The sequence below is a fragment of the Streptomyces sp. NPDC048269 genome (genome assembly GCF_040652395.1).
Classification (GTDB): Bacteria; Actinomycetota; Actinomycetes; order Streptomycetales; family Streptomycetaceae; genus Streptomyces.
Genome location: NZ_JBEZLW010000002.1, coordinates 255,382 through 274,539, shown reverse-complemented (window position 1 = coordinate 274,539; position 19,158 = coordinate 255,382). Strand labels below are relative to the sequence as shown.

The following is a 19,158-nucleotide window of genomic DNA, read 5'->3' as shown; positions in this document are numbered from 1 at the left end:
CGTGAACGGGCTCAACACGATCCTGATCGTCCTCGGCCTGTTCCTGGCCGGGGGCGTCTACTCCTTCCAGAAGCAGCAGATGCCCAAATCGGTCGTCGTCCTGCTCGCCATCGCCTCCGCGATGTGTCTGGCCGCCGGGGTCCTGCGAATCCAAGGAATCTGGGAATGAGCACTGCCGCCACCACCCGTCCCTCCAAGAAGGTCGTCGTCTTCGACTACGGCTTCGGCAACGTCCGCTCCGCCGAGCGCGCCCTCGCGCGCGTCGGTGCCGACGTCGAGATCACGCGCGACTACGACAAGGCCATGGACGCCGACGGACTCCTCGTACCCGGCGTCGGCGCCTTCTCCGCCTGCATGCAGGGCCTCAAGGACGTCCGCGGCGACTGGATCATCGGCCGCCGGCTCTCCGGCGGCCGCCCGGTCATGGGCATCTGCGTCGGCATGCAGATCCTCTTCGAGCGCGGCATCGAGCACGGCGTCGAGACCGAGGGCCTCGACGAGTGGCCCGGCACGGTCGGCCCGCTCAAGGCCCCGATCGTCCCCCACATGGGCTGGAACACCGTCGACGCCCCCGCCGACAGCCAGGCGTTCGCCGGCCTGGACGCCGACGCCCGGTTCTACTTCGTGCACTCCTACGCGGCGCACGACTGGAACCTGGAGGTCACCAACCCGGTGATCCGCGCCCCCAAGGTCACCTGGGCCACCCACGGCGAGCGCTTCGTCGCGGCGGTGGAGAACGGCGCCCTGTGGGCGACCCAGTTCCACCCCGAGAAGTCCGGCGACGCCGGAGCCCAGCTCCTCACCAACTGGATCGAGACCCTCTGATGCAGAAGACGCTTGAGCTCCTCCCCGCGGTCGACGTCCGCGACGGACAGGCCGTCCGCCTCGTGCACGGGGTGTCCGGCAGCGAGACCTCCTACGGCTCCCCGCTGGAGGCGGCCCTCGCCTGGCAGCGCTCCGGCGCCGAGTGGCTGCACCTGGTCGACCTGGACGCCGCCTTCGGCACCGGCGACAACCGCGCCCTGGTCGCCGGGATCACCGCCGCCATGGACATCAAGGTCGAGCTGTCCGGCGGCATCCGCGACGACGCCTCGCTCGCGGCGGCCCTGGCCACCGGCTGCACCCGCGTGAACCTCGGCACCGCCGCCCTGGAGACCCCCGAGTGGGCCGCCAAGGCCATCGCCGAGCACGGCGACAAGATCGCGATCGGCCTCGACGTGCGCGGCACCACCCTCAAGGGCCGCGGCTGGACCAGCGAGGGCGGCGACCTGTACGAGACCCTCGCCCGCCTGGACTCCGAGGGCTGCGCCCGGTACGTCGTCACCGACATCGGCCGGGACGGCACGCTGACCGGCCCCAACCTGGAGCTGCTGAGGAACGTCTGCGCCGCCACCGACCGGCCCGTCGTGGCCTCCGGCGGCATCTCCTCGCTGGACGACCTGCGGGCGCTGGCCGAGCTGGTCCCGCAGGGCGTCGAGGGCGCGATCGTCGGCAAGGCCCTGTACGCCAAGGCCTTCACCCTGGAAGAAGCCCTGAAGGTGGTCTCCGCATGAGTTCCGACGAAGTACGCCGCATCTCGTCCGGCGGCGCCTACGAGGACGTCATCGGCTACTCCCGCGCCGTCCAGCTCCCGAACGGCCTCGTCCTGGTCTCCGGCTGCACCGCGGCCGACGCCAACGGCCCGTACGACCAGGCCGTCGGCGCCTTCGGCGTCGCCTTCAAGGCCCTCGCCCAGGCCGGTCTCGGCCCCGAGCACGTGGTCCGCACCCGGATGTACCTCACCCACGCCCGGGACGTGGACGAGGTGGGCCGTGCCCACAAGGAGCTGTTCGACGCGGTCCGCCCCGCCGCATCCATGATCATCGTCTCCGGCTTCGTCGACCCCAGCATGGTCGTCGAGGTCGAGGTCGAAGCGTACGGAGGTGCGGCATGAGCCTCGCCGTACGAGTGATCCCCTGCCTGGACGTGGACAACGGCCGGGTGGTCAAGGGCGTCAACTTCCAGAACCTGCGCGACGCCGGCGACCCGGTGGAGATGGCCAAGCTGTACGACGCCGAGGGCGCCGACGAGCTGACCTTCCTCGACATCACCGCGTCCTCGGGGAACCGCGAGACCACGTACGACGTGGTGCGCCGCACCGCCGAGCAGGTCTTCATCCCGCTGACCGTGGGCGGCGGCGTCCGCACCGCCGACGACGTGGACAAACTCCTGCGGGCGGGCGCGGACAAGGTGGGCGTGAACACCGCCGCCATCGCCCGTCCCGAGCTCATCCAGGAGATCGCCGAGCGCTTCGGCCGTCAGGTCCTCGTCCTGTCGGTCGACGCCCGCAGGACCGGATCGGGCTCCTTCGAGGTCACCACCCACGGCGGCCGCCGGGGCACCGGCATCGACGCCGTCGAGTGGGCGCACCGGGCGGCCGAACTGGGTGCCGGGGAAATCCTGCTGAACTCGATGGACGCCGACGGCACCAAGGACGGGTACGACACCGAGATGATCGCGGCGGTGCGGGGGCACGTCACGGTCCCGGTGATCGCCTCCGGCGGTGCCGGCAAGCTGGATCACTTCCCGCCGGCGATCGAGGCGGGCGCCGACGCGGTGCTCGCGGCCTCGGTGTTCCACTTCGGCGACCTGCGGATCTCCCAGGTCAAGGACACGCTCCGGGCGGCGGGCCACCCGGTCCGCTGATCCCTCCCGGGGGCTGCCCGTTCCCTCCGGCTGCGGCCGGTGGCCGCGCCTCAACGCCGGCGGGGCCGGATCGTCCCCGGGGCGGGGCTCCGACCCGTCGGCCCCCCCGGCGGGGGTCCGGCCCCGTGGGCCGGGTCTCCCGGGCGCGGCCACCGGGCCGCAGCCGGGGGAACGGCGGAGTCAGATGCCCAGCGCGGCCGCCGTCAGCTGGGCGACGTCTTCCTTGTCGCCGTCCAACGTCACCGCGGCGGCGTCCTGGCGGCCGAAGCAGAACAGCGTCAGCTCGCCCGGCTCGCCGGTCACCGTCACCACCGGGACGCCCTTGTGCGCCACCGCCGTGCGGCCGTCGGGCCGCCGCAGGACCAGACCCACCGGCGAGCGCCGGCCCGTCAGCCGGGCCAGCTTCTCCAGCCGGGACCACAGCGCGTCCGAGAACACCGGGTCCAGCGTCCGCGGCGACCAGTCCGGCTGCGCCCGCCGCACGTCCTCCGCGTGGACGAAGAACTCCACCGCGTTCGCCGCCTCGTCGATCTGCTTCAGGGCGTACACCGACAGCCTCGGCGGCCCGGTGCGGATCAACTGGATGAGCTCCTCGTACGGCTTGGCCATGTACTCCGCCATCGCCTTGTCCAGCCGCGCCTTCAGCACGTTCAGCAGCAGGCCCCCCGCCGCGTCCGGCCGGCGCTCGCGGACGACCACGTGCGCCGCCAGCTCCCGGCAGCTCCAGCCGTCGCACAGCGTCGGCGCCTCGGGCCCGGCTGCCTCCAACAGGTCGGCCAGCAGCAGTCGTTCGCGCTTCGCATGGGTAGACATGCGGCCAGCCTACGGCCGGATACAGCCGCGCGCCTGCCCATCAGGCGGACAGAGATCCTTTTCCGGCATTCCGGCCCGGCACAATGGGCGCATGAGTACGTCCCCCCGCCCCGGCAACCTCGATCCCGCCATCGCGGCCCGCCTGAAGCGTTCCGCCGACGGCCTGGTACCGGCCATCGCCCAGCAGTACGACACCGGTGAGGTGCTCATGCTCGGGTGGATGGACGACGAGGCCCTGCACCGCACCCTGACCACCGGCCGCTGTACCTACTGGTCCCGCAGCCGCCAGGAGTACTGGGTGAAGGGGGATACTTCCGGCCACTTCCAGCACGTGAAGTCCGTCGCCCTCGACTGTGATGCCGACACCGTGCTCGTCAAGGTCGACCAGGTCGGAGCGGCCTGCCACACCGGCGCCCGCACCTGCTTCGACGACGATGTCCTCCTCCGCGACGCCGATTAGACAGGCCCCACGCACATGGATCTCGATTCGTTCCGCAAGCTCGCGGCCGACCGCCGCGTCATCCCCGTGAGCCGCAAGCTGCTGGCCGACGGGGACACCCCCGTCGGGCTCTACCGCAAGCTGGCCGCCGAACGCCCCGGCACCTTCCTCCTGGAGTCCGCCGAGAACGGCCGCTCCTGGTCGCGGTACTCGTTCGTCGGCGTGCGCAGCGACGCCACGCTGACCGTCCGGGACGGCCAGGCGCACTGGATCGGCACCCCGCCCGTGGGCGTCCCCACCGCCGGGGACCCCCTCGAAGCGCTGCGCGCCACCGTCGAGGCCCTGCACACCCCCCGCGACCTGGCGGGCGGCATGCCCCCCTTCACCGGCGGCATGGTCGGCTACCTCGGCTACGACATCGTGCGCCGCCTGGAGCGCATCGGGGAGCACGCCGCCGACGACCTGGAGCTGCCCGAGCTGACGATGCTGCTCACCTCCGACCTGGCGGTCATGGACCACTGGGACGGCACGGTCCTGCTCATCGCCAACGCCATCAACCACAACGACCTCGACTCGGGCGTGGACGAGGCGTACCAGGACGCCGTGGCCCGCCTCGACGCCATGGAGGCCGACCTCGCGCGGCCCGCCCCGTACGTCCCGGCCCCGCTGCCCGCCTCCGAGCTGCCCGAGTTCTCCGCGCTGTGGGGCGGCGAGAAGTACCAGGCCGCCGTCGAGGACGTGAAGGAGCGGATCCGCGCGGGCGAGGCCTTCCAGGTGGTTCCCTCGCAGCGGTTCGAGACCCCCTGCAAGGCCTCCGCGCTGGACGTCTACCGGGTGCTCCGGGCCACCAACCCGTCCCCGTACATGTACCTCTTCCGCTTCGAGAACGGCTTCGACGTGGTCGGGTCCAGCCCCGAGGCGCTGGTCAAGGTCGAGGACGGCCGGGCCATGGTCCACCCCATCGCCGGCACCCGGCACCGCGGGGCCACCCCGCAGCAGGACCACGACCTCGCCGAGGAGCTGCTGGCCGACCCCAAGGAGCGCGCCGAGCACCTGATGCTCGTCGATCTGGGCCGCAACGACCTCGGCCGGGTCTGCGAGCCGGGCTCCGTCGAGGTCGTCGACTTCATGAGCATCGAGCGGTACTCGCACGTCATGCACATCGTGTCCACCGTCACCGGGCGGGTCGCCGAGGGCAGGACCGCCTTCGACGTGCTCACCGCCTGCTTCCCCGCGGGCACCCTCTCCGGGGCGCCCAAGCCGCGCGCCATGCAGATCATCGAGGAGCTGGAGCCCACCCGTCGCGGCCTGTACGGCGGCTGCGTGGGCTATCTGGACTTCGCGGGGGACTCCGACACGGCCATCGCCATCCGCACCGCGCTGCTGCGCGACGGCACGGCGTACGTGCAGGCGGGCGCCGGGGTCGTGGCCGACTCGGTGCCCGAGCTGGAGGACCAGGAGTGCCGCAACAAGGCGGCCGCCGTGCTGCGCGCGGTGGGAGCGGCGAACCGCCTCCACGGCTCCTGAGGGCGTAGGGGATAGTGGGGTACGTGAGCGCCGTACCCCCGCCCCGAACCGATACCGATGCCGAGGCCCCCGAGACCAGGGGCGGCCGCCGCAGCGTGGCCGTCGCCCTGCTGCTCGGCACGCTCGGCTCCACCGTCGTCCTGCTCGCCTCCGGCCGGGTCTGGGCCCGGGGCACCACCGCGATGGGCGGCGACTCGCTCGCGCTGACCGCGGACGGGCGGGCCGTCACCGGGCTCCCCGCGGCCCTGGCCATCGTCGGGCTCGCCGCCCTGGTCGCCGTCTTCGCCGTACGCGGCAAGGGGCGGCTGCTGGTGTCGGCGCTGCTGGCGCTCAGCGGCCTGGGCGCGGGCCTGGTGGCGGTCTTCGGCGCCGACGGCCGCCGGGCCCTGGACGCGGAGGCCGCCCGTACGACCGCGGACACCGCGGCTCAGGCGGTGGGGCTCACCCAGACGGCGTGGCCGGTCGTCACGGCCGCCGGGGCGGCCCTGATCCTGGCCGCCGGGCTGCTGGCCCTGCGCTTCGGCCGCGGTTGGCCCGCGATGGGCGGCCGCTACGAGCGGGACGGAAGCCCCCGTACGCGCAAGCCCGCGGCGGTGGATCCGGACCGCCCGGAGGATCTGTGGAAGGCTCTGGACCGGGGCGAGGACCCGACCCGCTGACGGACCCGCTGACGGACCCCCGTGAACGGCGACCCGGCCCTGTGCGGGACAATGGGCACCGAGCGTTCGACACAGACCGCGCGTTCGATAAGCACTGCGCGACAGAGCAACGAGGAGCAACTCATGGCGGGCACTAGCCACGGACACACCCCGGCCGCCTGGACCGGTGTCATCATCGCCTTCATCGGTTTCTGCATCTCCGGCGCCTTCATGGTGATCGCGAACCCGCTGGGCTTCTGGGCCGGTCTCGTCGTCGTCGTGCTCGGCGGTGTCGTCGGCATGGCGATGAAGGCCGCGGGCATGGGCGCGCCGAAGGCCGCCCACACGGACCTCGCCGAGGTCATCGCCGCCCGCAAGGTCCCCGCCAAGGTCTGAGGCGGTTCAGGTTCCGAAAGGCGCGGCCCGGTCGGGCTGCGCCTTTTGTCATCCTGCCCGGTCATGCTGCGCCCCTGGCTGCTCCGTCATGCTGCGCCCCTGGCCATGCATGCTGCGCCCCTGGCCATGATCGGCGAGAATCGGCGGGTGGACGCCTCCCGTACCCCCGATGCCGGGCCGCCGCCGGCGCCCCCGTCGCCGCCCCCGCCGTACGCGGCGCCCGCCGTACGCGTCTCCCGGGCCCGGCGGCTCGCGACTCCGGCGCTCACCCTGGCCGCGGCCGCCGCGGCCTTTGCGTATGTGGGCACCGTGGATCCCAACGAGCCGGGCCATTACCCGGTCTGCCCGCTGCTGCGGCTGACGGGAATCCTGTGCCCCGGATGCGGCGGTCTGCGCAGCGCGCACGCGTTCGCCCACGGCGATCTGATCACAGCTTTCGGGGCAAATGCCCTGGCTGTCGTCGGCTACTTCGTCTTCGCGGGGTTCATGGCCCTGTGGCTGGTTCGCGCCTGTCGTGGCGGCCCCGTTCCCCATCTCACCTTGCGGCCTCTGCACTGGTGGGCCATCGGCGTGGTGGGTCTGGCCTTCGCTGTTGTCCGAAATCTTTCTTTCGGCTCCGCACTGGCGCCCTGAGCCCTTTGCGGGGCCGGGATGAAGCCCGGATTCCGAATGTCCAGTTACTGGGACGCCGTCAACCGCGTGCGGAGTGCCACGCCTCCTGCGGATACCATTTGAATTGCTGACCTTGCAGTTGTTCGTGTCTGCAAGGCGGCCGACCGTCATCGACCCGGAAGGGGGCCGCTCGCGTGAGTGTGCTCGACGAGATCATCGAAGGGGTCCGCGAAGACCTTGCCGAACGGCAGGCCCGCGTGAGCCTCGACGAGCTCAAGGAGCGTGCCGCCAAGGCGCCCCAGGCCAAGGACGGCGTCGCTGCCCTGCGCGGCGACAGCGTCAAGGTGATCTGCGAAGTCAAGCGTTCCAGCCCGTCGAAGGGCGCGCTGGCCGCGATCGCCGATCCGGCCGGGCTCGCCGCCGACTACGAAGCGGGTGGTGCGGCGGTCATCTCCGTCCTCACCGAACAGCGCCGCTTCGGTGGCTCGCTGGCCGACCTGGAGGCCGTCCGCGCCCGCGTGGACATCCCGATCCTGCGCAAGGACTTCATCGTCACGGCGTACCAGCTCTGGGAGGCCCGCGCCTACGGCGCCGACCTCGCCCTGCTGATCGTCGCGGCCCTGGAGCAGGAGGCCCTCGTCTCCCTCATCGAGCGGGCCGAGTCCATCGGTCTCACCCCGCTCGTCGAGGTCCACGACGAGGAAGAGGTCGAGCGTGCGGTTGCGGCCGGCGCCAAGATCATCGGTGTCAACGCCCGCAACCTCAAGGACCTCAAGGTCGACCGCTCCACCTTCGAGCGCGTCGTCGGCGAGATCCCGGCCCACATCGTCAAGGTCGCCGAGTCCGGCATCCGCGGGCCGCACGACCTGATCGCCTACGCCAACGAAGGTGCCGACGCCGTCCTCGTCGGGGAGTCCCTGGTGACCGGCCGCGACCCGAAGGCGGCCGTGGCCGACCTCGTCGCCGCCGGCGCCCACCCCGCCCTGCGCCACGGGCGGAGCTGACCGCTCCCATGGCCCACGACCGCCCCTCCGTCAGCACCCGACCCGGCCGCCGCGGCCCGGTCGGCGTGCCGACGGCGCACGCGCCCCTGGCGCGCGGCTGCCGCCCTCGCGGCTGCCGCGCCCCGGCCCGGCGTGTGCACGGGCGGCGGGTCCGGTACGTGATCGGCTCCGAGCCCGGTCAGGTCAACGGCATGCGATGGCGTCCCGGAGGCGCGCTGTAACGAGGACCCCGGCCGACGGTACGAGACGTACCGTCCCGCCATAGGGTCCCGTACGGCCCACCGCCCGGGCTGACCGGCTCCGGGCGCGGGTCCTCCTTCCCGCAGGCAGCACCGGCCACCTCTCGCTGGGGTGGCGTGCGTGTCGCGGGCGGACGGCGCAATACGGTGAAAACCACTCGTCGCATTCCGTTCCCGTAGGAGCACTGGCATGTCCAGCAGCCAATTCTTCATCCCGGACCCGGAGGGTCACGTTCCGAACGCCGAGGGTTACTTCGGTGACTTCGGTGGCAAGTTCATCCCGGAGGCGCTCGTCGCCGCCGTGGACGAGGTCGCCGTCGAGTACGAGAAGGCCAAGGACGACCCCGCCTTCGCGGCCGAGCTCAACGACCTGATGGTCAACTACACCGGCCGCCCGAGCGCCCTCACCGAGGTGCCCCGGTTCGCCGAGCACGCCGGCGGGGCGCGGATCTTCCTCAAGCGCGAGGACCTCAACCACACCGGCTCGCACAAGATCAACAACGTGCTGGGCCAGGCGCTGCTCACCAAGCGCATGGGCAAGACCCGGGTCATCGCCGAGACCGGTGCCGGCCAGCACGGCGTGGCGACCGCCACCGCCTGCGCCCTCTTCGGCCTCGACTGCACCATCTACATGGGCGAGGTCGACACCCAGCGCCAGGCGCTGAACGTGGCCCGGATGCGCATGCTGGGCGCAGAGGTCATCGCGGTGAAGTCCGGCTCCCGGACCCTTAAGGACGCCATCAACGAGGCGTTCCGCGACTGGGTCGCCAATGTGGACCGGACCCACTACCTCTTCGGCACGGTCGCCGGCCCGCACCCCTTCCCGGCCATGGTCCGCGACTTCCACCGGGTCATCGGCGTCGAGGCCCGCCGCCAGATCATCGAGCGCGCGGGCCGGCTGCCCGACGCGGTCGCGGCCTGCGTGGGCGGCGGCTCCAACGCCATCGGCCTCTTCCACGCCTTCATCCCGGACGCGGACGTCCGCCTGGTCGGCTTCGAGCCCGCCGGGCACGGCGTCGAGACCGGCGAGCACGCGGCCACGCTGACCGCGGGCGAGCCGGGGATCCTGCACGGCTCCCGCTCCTACGTCCTGCAGGACGAGGAGGGCCAGATCACCGAGCCGTACTCCATCTCGGCCGGTCTGGACTACCCGGGCATCGGCCCGGAGCACTCGTACCTGAAGGACACGGGCCGTGGCGAGTACCGCGCGGTCACCGACGACGCGGCGATGCAGGCCCTGCGCCTGCTCTCCCGTACGGAGGGGATCATCCCGGCGATCGAGTCGGCGCACGCCCTCGCGGGCGCGCTCGACCTCGGCAAGGAGCTGGGCAAGGACGGCCTGCTGGTCGTCAACCTGTCCGGCCGCGGTGACAAGGACATGGACACGGCGGCCCGCTACTTCGGGCTGTACGACGCCGAGGGGGAGTCGAAGTGAGCAAGGGCAACATCCAGCTGCTGAGCGACACGCTCGCCAAGGCGAAGTCCGAGGACCGCGCCGCCCTCGTCGCCTACCTCCCGGCGGGCTTCCCGACCGTCGACGGCGCCATCGAGGCGGTCAAGGCCGTCATCGCGGGCGGTGCGGACGTGGTCGAGGTCGGCCTCCCGCACAGCGACCCGGTCCTGGACGGCGCGATCATCCAGACCGCCGACGACATCGCCCTGCGCGGCGGCGTCAAGATCGCCGACGTGATCCGCACCGTGCGCGAGGCGCACGAGGCGACCGGGGCCCCGGTCCTGGTGATGACGTACTGGAACCCCATCGACCGCTACGGCGTCGAGCGGTTCACCGCCGAGCTCGCGGCGGCGGGCGGCGCCGGGTGCATCCTGCCCGACCTGCCGGTCCAGGAGTCCGCGCTGTGGCGTGAGCACGCGGAGAAGCACGGTCTGGCGACCGTCTTCGTCGTGGCCCCCAGCAGCAAGGACGCCCGCCTGGCCACCATCACGGCGGCCGGCTCCGGCTTCGTGTACGCGGCCTCCCTCATGGGTGTCACCGGCACCCGCGAGTCGGTCGGCAACGAGGCCCAGGCCCTGGTGCGGCGCACCCGCGCCACGACCGAGCTCCCGGTCTGCGTCGGCCTGGGCGTTTCCAACGCCGTCCAGGCCAAGGAGGTCGCGGCCTTCGCCGACGGCGTGATCGTCGGCTCGGCCTTCGTCAAGCTGCTGCTGGACGCGCCGGACCTGCCGGCCGGGCTGGCCGCCGTCCGGTCGCTGGCGGGCGAGCTCGCGGAAGGCGTACGCAGGAGCTGACGTGCGTGTTCGATCAGAAAGCGCGCACGCCTGAGCGGGTTCTGTAGCCCGATCGGGTGGAAGTGAGGGCGGGGAGGCACGCGAGTGCCTCCCCGCTTCGTTTGGCGGAACGTGAGCGAGAAGAACGACGGTGCGAACCGCGATGCGACGAAACGATCGGCCCGGGAGCGACTCCTCGTGGAGCGCGAGCGGCAGAAGGCCCGGGACAAGCGCCGGCGAACCCTCGTCGTGACGGCGGCGGTGGTCGGCGTGCTCGGCCTGGCCGCCGTCGTCGGCCTGATCGCAGCCAACACCGGCAAGGACGGCGACGCCGGCAAGGCGGGGCCGGTGGTCGCCCCCTCCGGCGCCACCGGCAAGGACGCGCTGGCCATCCGCACGGGCAAGGACGAGGCCAAGTCCACCCTGACCGTGTGGGAGGACTTCCGCTGCCCCGCCTGCAAGTCCTTCGAGGACAACTACCGGGCCACCATCCACGAGCTGGAGGCCAAGGGGCTCCTCAAGGTCGATTACCACCTGGTGACGCTCATCGACGGCAACATGGGCGGCAGCGGATCGCTGAAGGGCGCCAACGCGGCGGCCTGCGCGCAGGACGCCGGCAAGTTCCCGGCGTACCACGACGTCCTCTTCCAGAACCAGCCGCAGGAGGTCGACGACGCCTACGGCAAGAACGCCAAGCTGCTGGAACTGGCCGGCAAGGTGGACGGGCTGGACACCCCCGAGTTCCGCAAGTGCGTCGAGGACGGCACGCACAACTCGTGGGTGGGTAAATCGCACGAGGCCTTCGCCGCCGGGAAGTTCCGCGGCACGCCGAGCGTGCTGCTGGACGGCAAGGACATCTTCGCCGACCAGGCCCATCCGGTGACCCCGCAGAAGCTGAAGGAGCAGGTGGAGGCCGCGGCCCAGGGAGCCTCCGGCGCCGACGCGCGGAAGGGGGCGGGGAAGGCCTCGCCGTCGGCCGGCACGGCCTCCGGGGCCACGCCCGGAGCGACTCCCGGGGCGACGCCCCATGCGAAGGCCTCGTCGGCCGCGTCCTCGGTGGGCGGGTCGAGGACCCCCGCGAAGGGCGGCCCGGACAGCTCCCCGGAGGGCTGAGCGACAGCTGGGGTGTGTGTGGATTTGGTTTCGGCTTGCCGGGCGGGTTGCGGTGGTGCCCGCCCGGCAGGGTAGCGTCGGGTCTGCCATGGACATTGCTTACATCCCCAGTCCGTCGACCGGCGTGATCCATCTCGGACCGATCCCGCTCCGCGGCTACGCGTTCTGCATCATCATCGGCGTCTTCGTCGCTGTCTGGCTCGGCAACAAGCGGTGGATCGCCCGCGGCGGAAAGCCGGGCACGGTCGCGGACATCGCCGTGTGGGCGGTGCCGTTCGGCCTTGTCGGCGGTCGCCTCTACCACGTGATCACCGACTACCAGCTGTACTTCGGCGAGGGCCGCAACTGGGTCGACGCCTTCAAGATCTGGGAGGGCGGCCTCGGCATCTGGGGGGCGATCGCGCTCGGCGCGGTGGGTGCCTGGATCGGCTGCCGGCTGCGCGGCATCCCGCTGCCGGCCTGGGCGGACGCCCTGGCCCCCGGTATCGCGCTGGCCCAGGCCTGCGGCCGCTGGGGCAACTGGTTCAACCAGGAGCTGTACGGCAGGGCCACCGACCTGCCGTGGGCGGTGGAGATCAGCGAGGGCCCGAACCGGGTCGCGGGTACCTACCACCCGACCTTCCTGTACGAGTCGCTGTGGTGCGTCGGCGTCGCCTTGCTGGTGATCTGGGCCGACCGCCGCTTCAGGCTCGGGCACGGGCGGGCGTTCGCCCTGTACGTGGCCGCGTACTGCGTGGGCCGCGGCTGGATCGAGTACATGCGGGTCGACGAGGCGCACCACATCCTGGGCCTGCGGCTGAACGTCTGGACCTCGATCGTCGTCTTCGTACTCGCGGTGGTCTACCTGATCCTGTCGGCGAAGCTGCGCCCGGGCCGTGAGGAGATCGTCGAACCGGACCGCGGGGCCGAGGCCGATGCCTCTGGCGGCAAGGACGGGGACGCCGCGGCTACGGCCGAGGCCGATTCCCCCGCCGGGGAGGGCGATGCCGAGGCCAAGACCTCGGACACCGCGGCTGCCCCTGCCGGTGCGGAGCCGGGGGACGCCGTGCAAGGTTCCGTTCCGGCTCCCGCCGACGCCGAGCCGTCGGTGAAGGCCGACGCGCCCGCCGGGCCGCAGGGCGCGGCCAAGGCCGACCTCCGCAAGGCGGAGCCGGCCGAGGCCGAGGCCCCGGAGGCCGGAAAGCTCTGACCGCAACGGTCGACAAGGGGGTGCCGCGCACGACGCGACACCCCCTTCGTGCTGCCGCACGACGAGGCGAGCGCAGACACACGCAGGACTCTCCCCCCCGCCCAGCCCGACGCGAGCCGCGGCCCCACCCCCGTACGGCCGCGCCGACGCCTAGGGGCGGAGCCCCGGTACCAGTGCCGCATCCGGCCGGGCTCGGGGGTGACCCGCGGGTGGCCATGCCAGCCGCGCCGGAGGTCCGGGGCGGAGCCCGGGAAGCGGCGTGGCACCTGGCCGGGGGCGGGCGGCCATGTCAGCCTCGCCGGCGTTTGAGGCGCGGGGTCCGGGGCGGAGCCCTGGGAAGCGGTGCGGCACCTGGCTGTGGGCGGGTGGTGAGCGCCGGTGGGGTCTGGGGCGGAGCCCTGGGAAGCGGTGTGGCACCTGGCTGTGGGCGGGTGGTGAGCGCCGGTGGGGTCTGGGGCGAAGCCCCGGGGAGCGGTGTGGCACCTGGCTGTGGGCGGGCGGGTGAGCGTGGTCGGAGGCCATGTCAGCCTCGCCGGCGTTTGAGGCGCGGGGTCCGGGGCGGAGCCCTGGGAAGCGGTGCCGCACCCGGCCGTGGGCGGGTGGTGAGCGCCGGCGGGGTCTGGGGCGGAGCCCCGGGAAGCGGTGCCGCACCCAGCCGCGGCGGGCGGTCACCGCGTGGCCATCCGCGCGGCGAGCGCAAGGGTGCGGTGGGCCGCCGCCACGACCGCCGGATCCACGAACCGGCCGTCGGGCAGGGCCAGCGCCCCCGGGGTGGCCCGAGCCGCGCTCAGGACCTCCTCCGCGGCCGTCACCTCGTCCGGCGCCGGAAGATAGGCCCGTTCGATCACCGGCAGCTGCCGCGGGTGGATCGCCGCCCGGCCGAAGAAGCCGAGCGACCGCCCCCGCGCGCAGGAGACGGCCAGCGCCTCCAGGTTCCGGATGTCCGGGAACACGGATTGGGCCGGCGGCGCGAGCCCCGCCGCGCGGGCCGCCACCACCACCCGGGAGCGGCACCAGTCCAGGCCCGTCTCCGCGCTGACGGCCAGGTCGGCCCGCAGGTCCGCCTCGCCGAGGGACAGCCCGCGCAGGGCGGGGTGCGCGCGGGCGATCTCGTACGCCCGCTCCACGCCCACCGCCGATTCGAGCAGGGCGTGCAGGCTCACCCCACCGGTGCGCACGGCGGCGGCGACGACCTGCTCGGGGGCGCTGATCTTGGGCAGCCGCAGTCCCGCCAGCCCGTGCAGCCCGGCGAGGGCGGTGAGGTCGGCTCCTCCCCACGGGGAGTCGATCGCGTTGACGCGGACGTGGACGGGGACCGGGGGTCGCCCGGCGAGCAGTTCGGCGGTCGCCGCGCGGGCGTACTCCTTGCGGGAGGCCGGCACCGCGTCCTCCAGGTCCACGATGACGGCGTCCGCCCCGCTGCGGATGGCTTTGCCCACCACCTCCGGGCGGTCCCCCGGCGCGTACAGCCAGGTCAGGATCACAGTGCCCCCTCGGTCCGCAGCGCGGTGATCTCGTCCTCGGTCAGGCCGAGCTCGGTCAGGACCTCGTCGGTGTCCGCGCCGTGCGGGCGGCCGGCCCAGCGGATCCCGCCGGGGGTCTCGGAGAGCCGGAAGAGGATGTTCTGCATCCGGATCGGCCCGAGTTCGGGGTCCTCGACCTCCGTGACCGTGTCCAGGGCCGCGAACTGGGGGTCGGCCATCACGTCCCGGACGTCGTAGACCGGGGCGACGGCGGCCTCGGCCTCCTCGAAGGCGGCGACGACCTCTTCGGCCTTGTGGCGGGCGATCCAGCCGCCGACCGCCCCGTCCAGGACGTGCGCGTGGCCGGCCCGCCCGGAGCCGGTCGCGAACCAGGGCTCGGCGATCAGCTCGGGCCGCCCGACCAGCCGCATCACGCGCTCCGCGACGGACTGGGCGGAGGTGGAAACCGCCAGCCAGCGGCCGTCCGCGCTGCGGTAGGTGTTGCGGGGGGCGTTGTTCGCGGACCGGTTGCCGGTGCGCGGCTGGACGTAGCCGAGCTGGTCGTACCAGAGCGGGTGCGGGCCCAGCACCGTGAGGATCGGCTCGATGATGGCCAGGTCGACGACCTGCCCGTGTCCGGTGCGGTCGCGCCCCGCGAGCGCGGTCATCACGGCGTACGCAGTGGTCAGCGCGGCGATCGAGTCCGCGAGCCCGAACGGCGGCAGGGTCGGCGGCCCGTCCGGTTCCCCGGTGATCGAGGCGAAGCCGCTCATTGCCTCGGCGAGGGTGCCGAAGCCGGGGCGGCGGGCGTACGGGCCCTGCTGGCCGAAGGCCGTGACGCGGGTCAGGACCAGGCGGGGGTTGGCGGCGGACAGCTCGGGCCAGCCCAGGCCCCACTTCTCCAGGGTGCCGGGGCGGAAGTTCTCGATGACCACGTCGGCGGTCGCGGCGAGCCGCAGCAAGGTGTCCCGGCCGCCGGGAGTGGACAGATCGAGGGTCATCGTCCGCTTGTTCCGGCCGAGCAGCTTCCACCACAGGCCGACGCCGTCCTTGGCGGGGCCGTGGCCGCGGGAGGGATCGGGGCGGCCGGGGTGCTCGACCTTGACGACCTCGGCGCCGAAGTCACCGAGCAGGGTGGCGGCCAGCGGACCGGCGAAGAGGGTGGCGAGGTCGAGGACGCGGAGCCCTTCCAGGGGCCCGGCGGTCGTCACGAGGTGGCTCCCGGCCGGGCTCCGGAGTGGCTTCCTGGCTGGCTTCCTTGCCGGGTTCCGGGCTGGGTTCCGGCGAAGGCGTCGGTCTCGGCGCGGGTCGGCATCGAGTCCTGGGCGCCGGGCCGCTGGACGGAGAGCGCGGCCGCCGCGCAGGCCCAGCGCAGTGCCCCGGCCATGGGCCGGTCCTCGCCCAGGGCCACGGCGAGGGCGCCGACGAAGGTGTCCCCGGCGGCGGTGGTGTCCACGGCCCGCACCCGGGGCGCGGGCACGGTCAACGGCTCCCGGCCGCGCGCGGCGTACAGGACTCCGGCCGCGCCGAGGGTGATCACCACCTCGGGTACGTCGCCCAGCAGGGCCTCGGCGGCCTGGCGGGGGTCGGTGAGGCCGGTGAGGGCGGCGGCCTCGTGCTCGTTGGGGACCAGGAGGTCGGTGGCGGCGAGGAGCTCGGCGGGCAACGGCTGGGCCGGGGCCGGGGTGAGGACCGTACGGACGCCGTGGGCACGGGCGGAGCGGGCGCCGGCGAGGACGGCCTGCAGGGGGAGTTCGAGCTGGAGGAGGAGGGCGTCGGCGGTGGCGATCCGGGCGTCGTCGCCCGCCTCCAGGCCGGTGACGTGGGCGTTGGCGCCGGGGATGACGATGATGCTGTTGCCGCCCTCGTCGTCCACGGTGATGTGGGCGGTGCCGCTGGCGCCCTCGACAGTGCGCAGGGCCGCGGTCTCGATGCCGTCGGCGGTGAGCGCGGAGCGCAGCCGCACGCCGAACTCGTCGGCCCCGACCGCGCCGATCATCACCACCTTTCCGCCGCAGCGGGCGGCGGCGACGGCCTGGTTGGCGCCCTTGCCGCCGGGGACGGTGCGGAAGGCGCGGCCGGTGACGGTCTCCCCGAGGCGGGGGGCCTTGGTGACGTAGGCGACGAGGTCCATGTTCGTACTGCCGAGCACGGCGATGGCCGTCATGAGCGTGCTGCCTCCTGTGCGGTGAGCTGGTGCGGGGTGAACTGGGGGGCGGTGAACTGGTAAACGGTGGGCTGGTGCGGGGTGAGCTGGTGGGTGAGGCGGGCGAGGGTGTCGAAGCCGATGCCGTCGAAGCCGGGAACGCTGGTGGCGAGGCGGTTCTTGAGGGGTGCGGTCCAGCGGTGCGGGATGTTCTCGGGCGACCCGGCCAGGATCCCGGCGAGGGCGCCGGCGGTGGCGCCGTTGGAGTCGGTGTCCCAGCCGCCGGAGACGGCGCGGCAGACGGAGCGGGTGAAATCGCCGTCGGCGTGGGTGAGGGCGGCGGCGATCAGGGCGGTGTTGGGGACGGCGTGCACCCAGTGGTAGTGGCCGTAGCGGGCGTGCAGGCGGTCGACGACGCGGTCGAAGTCGGGCTCGGCGGCGGCCGCCCCGATCCCGGAGCGGACGGCCTCGGCGAGGCGTGAGCGCGGCGGTACGACGGCCAGCCCCGCCTGGAGGGCGCTGTGGACGTCGGCCCGGCCGGTGGCGGCCTCCGCGGTGGCGGCGGCGATGAAGAGGGCGGCGTAGACGCCGTTGCCGGTGTGGGTCAACGCGGCGTCGCGGTACGCCTGGGCCGCGGCGGCGGCCGGGTCGCCGGGGTTGGTCCAGCCGTGGACGTCGGCGCGGATGAGGGCGCCGATCCACTCGCGGAAGGGGTTGTGGTGGGTGGCGGTGAGCGGGGGCTCCAGCCCTTGCAGCAGATTCCGGTAGGCGACGCGCTCGGCGGTGAAGGTCCGCCCGGCGGGCAGTTCGTCGAGCCAGAGGCGGGCGACGTCGGCGGTGGTGAAGCCCTTGCCGTGGCGCTGGAGGAGGAGCAGGCCGAGGAGGGGGTAGTTGAGGTCGTCGTCCTCGGGCATGCCGTCGATGTTCTCGGCGAGGGAGGTGGGGGCGGAGCGGCGGTTCCACGGGTACGCGGCCAGGAGCTCGGGCGGGACGCCGCGTTCGCTGAACCAGTCGTTCAGCGGCCAGTTCCCGGCCGCCCGGGCCAGGGCCCGGATCCCCTCCAGGGGCAGCTTCTCGACGGGCTTGCCGAGCAGACATCCGACGGCCCGCCCCAGCCAGGCGGCTTCCAGCCGGGCCCGCAGGCAGAGGTGAGGCCGCCCTGGTTGCGGCTCCGGGTCGGGGTCCCGGCCCGGGCCCTGCTCCCGGCCCGGGCCCTGCTCCCGGTCCGGGCCCTGCTCCCGGTCCGGGTTCCGGTCCCGCTCCGGGTTCCGGCTGCCTGGGCTCGGCTCCGGCTCGGGGGTGCGGCCGGGGTGGCGGGGCTGTGGTTCCGCGGCGCGGGCCGGGTCCTGGTCCCGGGTGCCTGGGCGGGAGCCGGTGCGCTGGGGGCGGTTGGTCGGGTCGGCCTTCCGGGAGCGGGGTTCCTGCCGGGTGGGGCCCAGGTCGTGGGGCTGTGGTTCCGCGGGGAGGGCCGGGTCGGCGGTCGCCCGCTCCGCGGTGGGGCTGCCGCCGGCGCGGGCGGATCCCGGGCCCGGGTGCTCAGGGCCGGCGGCACGGCTTGCCGGGGGTGGAGCGGCGGGCCCGGTCCGGGCAGATTCCCCCGGGCCCGGGGGCCAGGTGGCCCGGATGGCGTTCCAGGACTGTGGCTCGGCGGCGGACGTCGTGGACGGGAGGGCGGCGAGCTCGTCCAGGAGCCGGCAGGCCAGGGCGCGGAGCGCCGGTGGTGCGGGGGCGGGGGAGGCCCCGGCCCGGGCCGGGGCCGGCTGGCCACCGGCCGCCAGCCAGACCCGCAGCACGGGGCCGGCATCCCGGCCGTCCTCGGCCGCCTGGCGGAACTCGTGCCCGACGAGGTCTTCGGGCTGGGTCCATGTGAGTCGTACGGGCCTGGCCGCGGACGGGTCGCGGTCGCTCGGCGGGGCCGCCTCCGGGTTGACCGGGTTGATCGGGCCGTCCTGGCCCGCCTGGTGCTGCTTGTGCCTGGCGGGGTCTTCGGGATGGGTCCAGGTGAGCCGTAGGGGTCCGGCTGTGGACGGCCCGTGGTCGTTCGGCGGGGTCGCCTCCGGGTTGAGCGGGTCGTTCTGGGGCGCCTGGTGGCACTGGGGCCTGGCGGTGGCCGGGGCGTCGGCGGCTGCGGGGGTGGTGGCCGGTCCCGGGCCGCCGGAAACCCTCGGGGTGGTCGCCGGGAGGGGGCCGGCGGCCTCGGAGGGCGGGGCCGGGCGCGTGTCGCCGGGTTGGGCCGTGCGGTGCGGGGCCGGGCTGCTTCCGGGTGCCCGCCGACGGGGTTCGCGGCCGTCCGGGCGGACCCGGCCGTCCTGGCCCGCCTGGTGCTGCTTGTGCCTGGCGGGGTCTTCGGGATGGGTCCAGGTGAGCCGTAGGGGTCCGGCTGTGGACGGCCCGTGGTCGTTCGGCGGGGTCGCCTCCGGGTTGAGCGGGTCGTTCTGGGGCGCCTGGTGGCACTGGGGCCTGGCGGTGGCCGGGGTGGCGGCGCGGGCAGGTGGGTGGGCGGGGGTCGTGGTGTCGGAGGCGGGTGGGGGTGGGCTGCCGGGTTGGGCCGTGTGGTGGCGGGGCGGCGTGCTGCCTGGTGCCGGCCGACGGGTTCCGGCGCCGGGCGGCGGGGCCGGCGGCGGGCCGACCGGGTCCGCTCCGGACGGCTCGCGGCGCCCGGGCGCGG

21 protein-coding genes are annotated in these 19,158 nt (G+C 73.8%); 16 read left to right on the top strand and 5 right to left on the bottom strand.

What is annotated here, in order from left to right:
* Position 1: 1 nt before the first annotated feature.
* The 5 genes from AB0D48_RS03415 to hisF are packed head-to-tail and all read left to right on the top strand — an operon-like array spanning position 2 to position 2,685.
* Positions 2-169 carry a hypothetical protein gene (locus tag AB0D48_RS03415; protein WP_030028108.1) on the top strand — a complete coding sequence of 56 codons (168 nt, stop codon included), beginning with the start codon at positions 2-4 and terminating at the stop codon, positions 167-169.
* A complete protein-coding gene (hisH, locus tag AB0D48_RS03410; RefSeq protein ID WP_362390253.1) occupies positions 166-825 on the top strand; it encodes an imidazole glycerol phosphate synthase subunit HisH in 660 nt (219 codons plus the stop codon). Before AB0D48_RS03415 ends, hisH begins: the two co-directional genes overlap by 4 nt.
* Positions 825-1,553, top strand: coding sequence for a bifunctional 1-(5-phosphoribosyl)-5-((5-phosphoribosylamino)methylideneamino)imidazole-4-carboxamide isomerase/phosphoribosylanthranilate isomerase PriA (gene priA, locus AB0D48_RS03405; protein ID WP_362390250.1), 729 nt, complete (start codon positions 825-827; stop codon positions 1,551-1,553). Before hisH ends, priA begins: the two co-directional genes overlap by 1 nt.
* Positions 1,550-1,933 carry a RidA family protein gene (locus tag AB0D48_RS03400; RefSeq protein WP_362048244.1) on the top strand — a complete coding sequence of 128 codons (384 nt, stop codon included), beginning with the start codon at positions 1,550-1,552 and terminating at the stop codon, positions 1,931-1,933. Before priA ends, AB0D48_RS03400 begins: the two co-directional genes overlap by 4 nt.
* Positions 1,930-2,685 carry an imidazole glycerol phosphate synthase subunit HisF gene (gene hisF / locus AB0D48_RS03395; protein ID WP_362390248.1) on the top strand — a complete coding sequence of 252 codons (756 nt, stop codon included), beginning with the start codon at positions 1,930-1,932 and terminating at the stop codon, positions 2,683-2,685. The genes AB0D48_RS03400 and hisF overlap by 4 nt, the downstream gene beginning before the upstream one ends.
* 180 nt (positions 2,686-2,865) lie before the next feature.
* Here hisF and AB0D48_RS03390 read toward each other — a convergent pair whose 3' ends face one another.
* Positions 2,866-3,498 (bottom strand): TIGR03085 family metal-binding protein, encoded by a 633-nt coding sequence (locus tag AB0D48_RS03390; RefSeq protein WP_362390246.1) that lies wholly within the window; start codon positions 3,496-3,498, stop codon positions 2,866-2,868.
* 91 nt (positions 3,499-3,589) lie between these two features.
* Between AB0D48_RS03390 and hisI the strand changes: the two genes are divergently transcribed.
* From hisI to lgt, 11 genes are all read left to right on the top strand, one after another.
* Positions 3,590-3,958 carry a phosphoribosyl-AMP cyclohydrolase gene (hisI, locus tag AB0D48_RS03385; protein WP_362390244.1) on the top strand — a complete coding sequence of 123 codons (369 nt, stop codon included), beginning with the start codon at positions 3,590-3,592 and terminating at the stop codon, positions 3,956-3,958.
* Between the two features lie 15 nt (positions 3,959-3,973).
* Complete coding sequence (locus AB0D48_RS03380) at positions 3,974-5,464, top strand: anthranilate synthase component I (protein WP_362390242.1); 1,491 nt, start codon at positions 3,974-3,976, stop codon at positions 5,462-5,464.
* Between the two features lie 14 nt (positions 5,465-5,478).
* On the top strand, positions 5,479-6,123 hold the full coding sequence (locus AB0D48_RS03375) for a TIGR02234 family membrane protein (RefSeq protein ID WP_362390240.1): 645 nt from the start codon (positions 5,479-5,481) through the stop codon (positions 6,121-6,123).
* A 123-nt stretch (positions 6,124-6,246) separates the two neighbouring features.
* The gene (locus AB0D48_RS03370; RefSeq protein WP_362390238.1) at positions 6,247-6,498 is read left to right on the top strand and encodes an HGxxPAAW family protein; all 252 of its coding nucleotides are present in this window, start codon (positions 6,247-6,249) and stop codon (positions 6,496-6,498) included.
* A gap of 105 nt (positions 6,499-6,603) precedes the next feature.
* On the top strand, positions 6,604-7,131 hold the full coding sequence (locus AB0D48_RS03365) for a DUF2752 domain-containing protein (protein ID WP_362390236.1): 528 nt from the start codon (positions 6,604-6,606) through the stop codon (positions 7,129-7,131).
* A 173-nt stretch (positions 7,132-7,304) separates the two neighbouring features.
* On the top strand, positions 7,305-8,114 hold the full coding sequence (gene trpC / locus AB0D48_RS03360; protein WP_214932893.1) for an indole-3-glycerol phosphate synthase TrpC: 810 nt from the start codon (positions 7,305-7,307) through the stop codon (positions 8,112-8,114).
* A gap of 8 nt (positions 8,115-8,122) precedes the next feature.
* Positions 8,123-8,335, top strand: coding sequence for a tryptophan synthase subunit(beta) (locus tag AB0D48_RS03355; RefSeq protein ID WP_362390233.1), 213 nt, complete (start codon positions 8,123-8,125; stop codon positions 8,333-8,335).
* Between the two features lie 208 nt (positions 8,336-8,543).
* A complete protein-coding gene (trpB, locus tag AB0D48_RS03350; protein ID WP_362390231.1) occupies positions 8,544-9,788 on the top strand; it encodes a tryptophan synthase subunit beta in 1,245 nt (414 codons plus the stop codon).
* The gene (gene trpA / locus AB0D48_RS03345; RefSeq protein ID WP_362390229.1) at positions 9,785-10,600 is read left to right on the top strand and encodes a tryptophan synthase subunit alpha; all 816 of its coding nucleotides are present in this window, start codon (positions 9,785-9,787) and stop codon (positions 10,598-10,600) included. Before trpB ends, trpA begins: the two co-directional genes overlap by 4 nt.
* A 111-nt stretch (positions 10,601-10,711) precedes the next feature.
* The gene (locus tag AB0D48_RS03340) at positions 10,712-11,692 is read left to right on the top strand and encodes a thioredoxin domain-containing protein (RefSeq protein WP_362390227.1); all 981 of its coding nucleotides are present in this window, start codon (positions 10,712-10,714) and stop codon (positions 11,690-11,692) included.
* A gap of 88 nt (positions 11,693-11,780) precedes the next feature.
* Positions 11,781-12,881, top strand: coding sequence for a prolipoprotein diacylglyceryl transferase (gene lgt, locus AB0D48_RS03335; protein WP_362390225.1), 1,101 nt, complete (start codon positions 11,781-11,783; stop codon positions 12,879-12,881).
* Positions 12,882-13,549: 668 nt separating this feature from the next.
* Here lgt and AB0D48_RS03330 read toward each other — a convergent pair.
* Genes AB0D48_RS03330 through AB0D48_RS03315 form a run of 4 tightly spaced genes read right to left on the bottom strand, consistent with a single transcriptional unit; the run spans position 13,550 to position 18,193 of the window.
* The gene (locus AB0D48_RS03330) at positions 13,550-14,365 is read right to left on the bottom strand and encodes a CoA ester lyase (RefSeq protein WP_362390223.1); all 816 of its coding nucleotides are present in this window, start codon (positions 14,363-14,365) and stop codon (positions 13,550-13,552) included.
* Positions 14,362-15,555 carry a CoA transferase gene (locus AB0D48_RS03325; RefSeq protein ID WP_362390221.1) on the bottom strand — a complete coding sequence of 398 codons (1,194 nt, stop codon included), beginning with the start codon at positions 15,553-15,555 and terminating at the stop codon, positions 14,362-14,364. The genes AB0D48_RS03330 and AB0D48_RS03325 overlap by 4 nt, the downstream gene beginning before the upstream one ends.
* Complete coding sequence (rbsK, locus tag AB0D48_RS03320) at positions 15,552-16,511, bottom strand: ribokinase (protein WP_362390219.1); 960 nt, start codon at positions 16,509-16,511, stop codon at positions 15,552-15,554. The genes AB0D48_RS03325 and rbsK overlap by 4 nt, the downstream gene beginning before the upstream one ends.
* Positions 16,508-18,193 (bottom strand): ADP-ribosylglycohydrolase family protein, encoded by a 1,686-nt coding sequence (locus AB0D48_RS03315; RefSeq protein WP_362390467.1) that lies wholly within the window; start codon positions 18,191-18,193, stop codon positions 16,508-16,510. Before AB0D48_RS03315 ends, rbsK begins: the two co-directional genes overlap by 4 nt.
* Between the last annotated feature and the right edge of the window lie 965 nt (positions 18,194-19,158).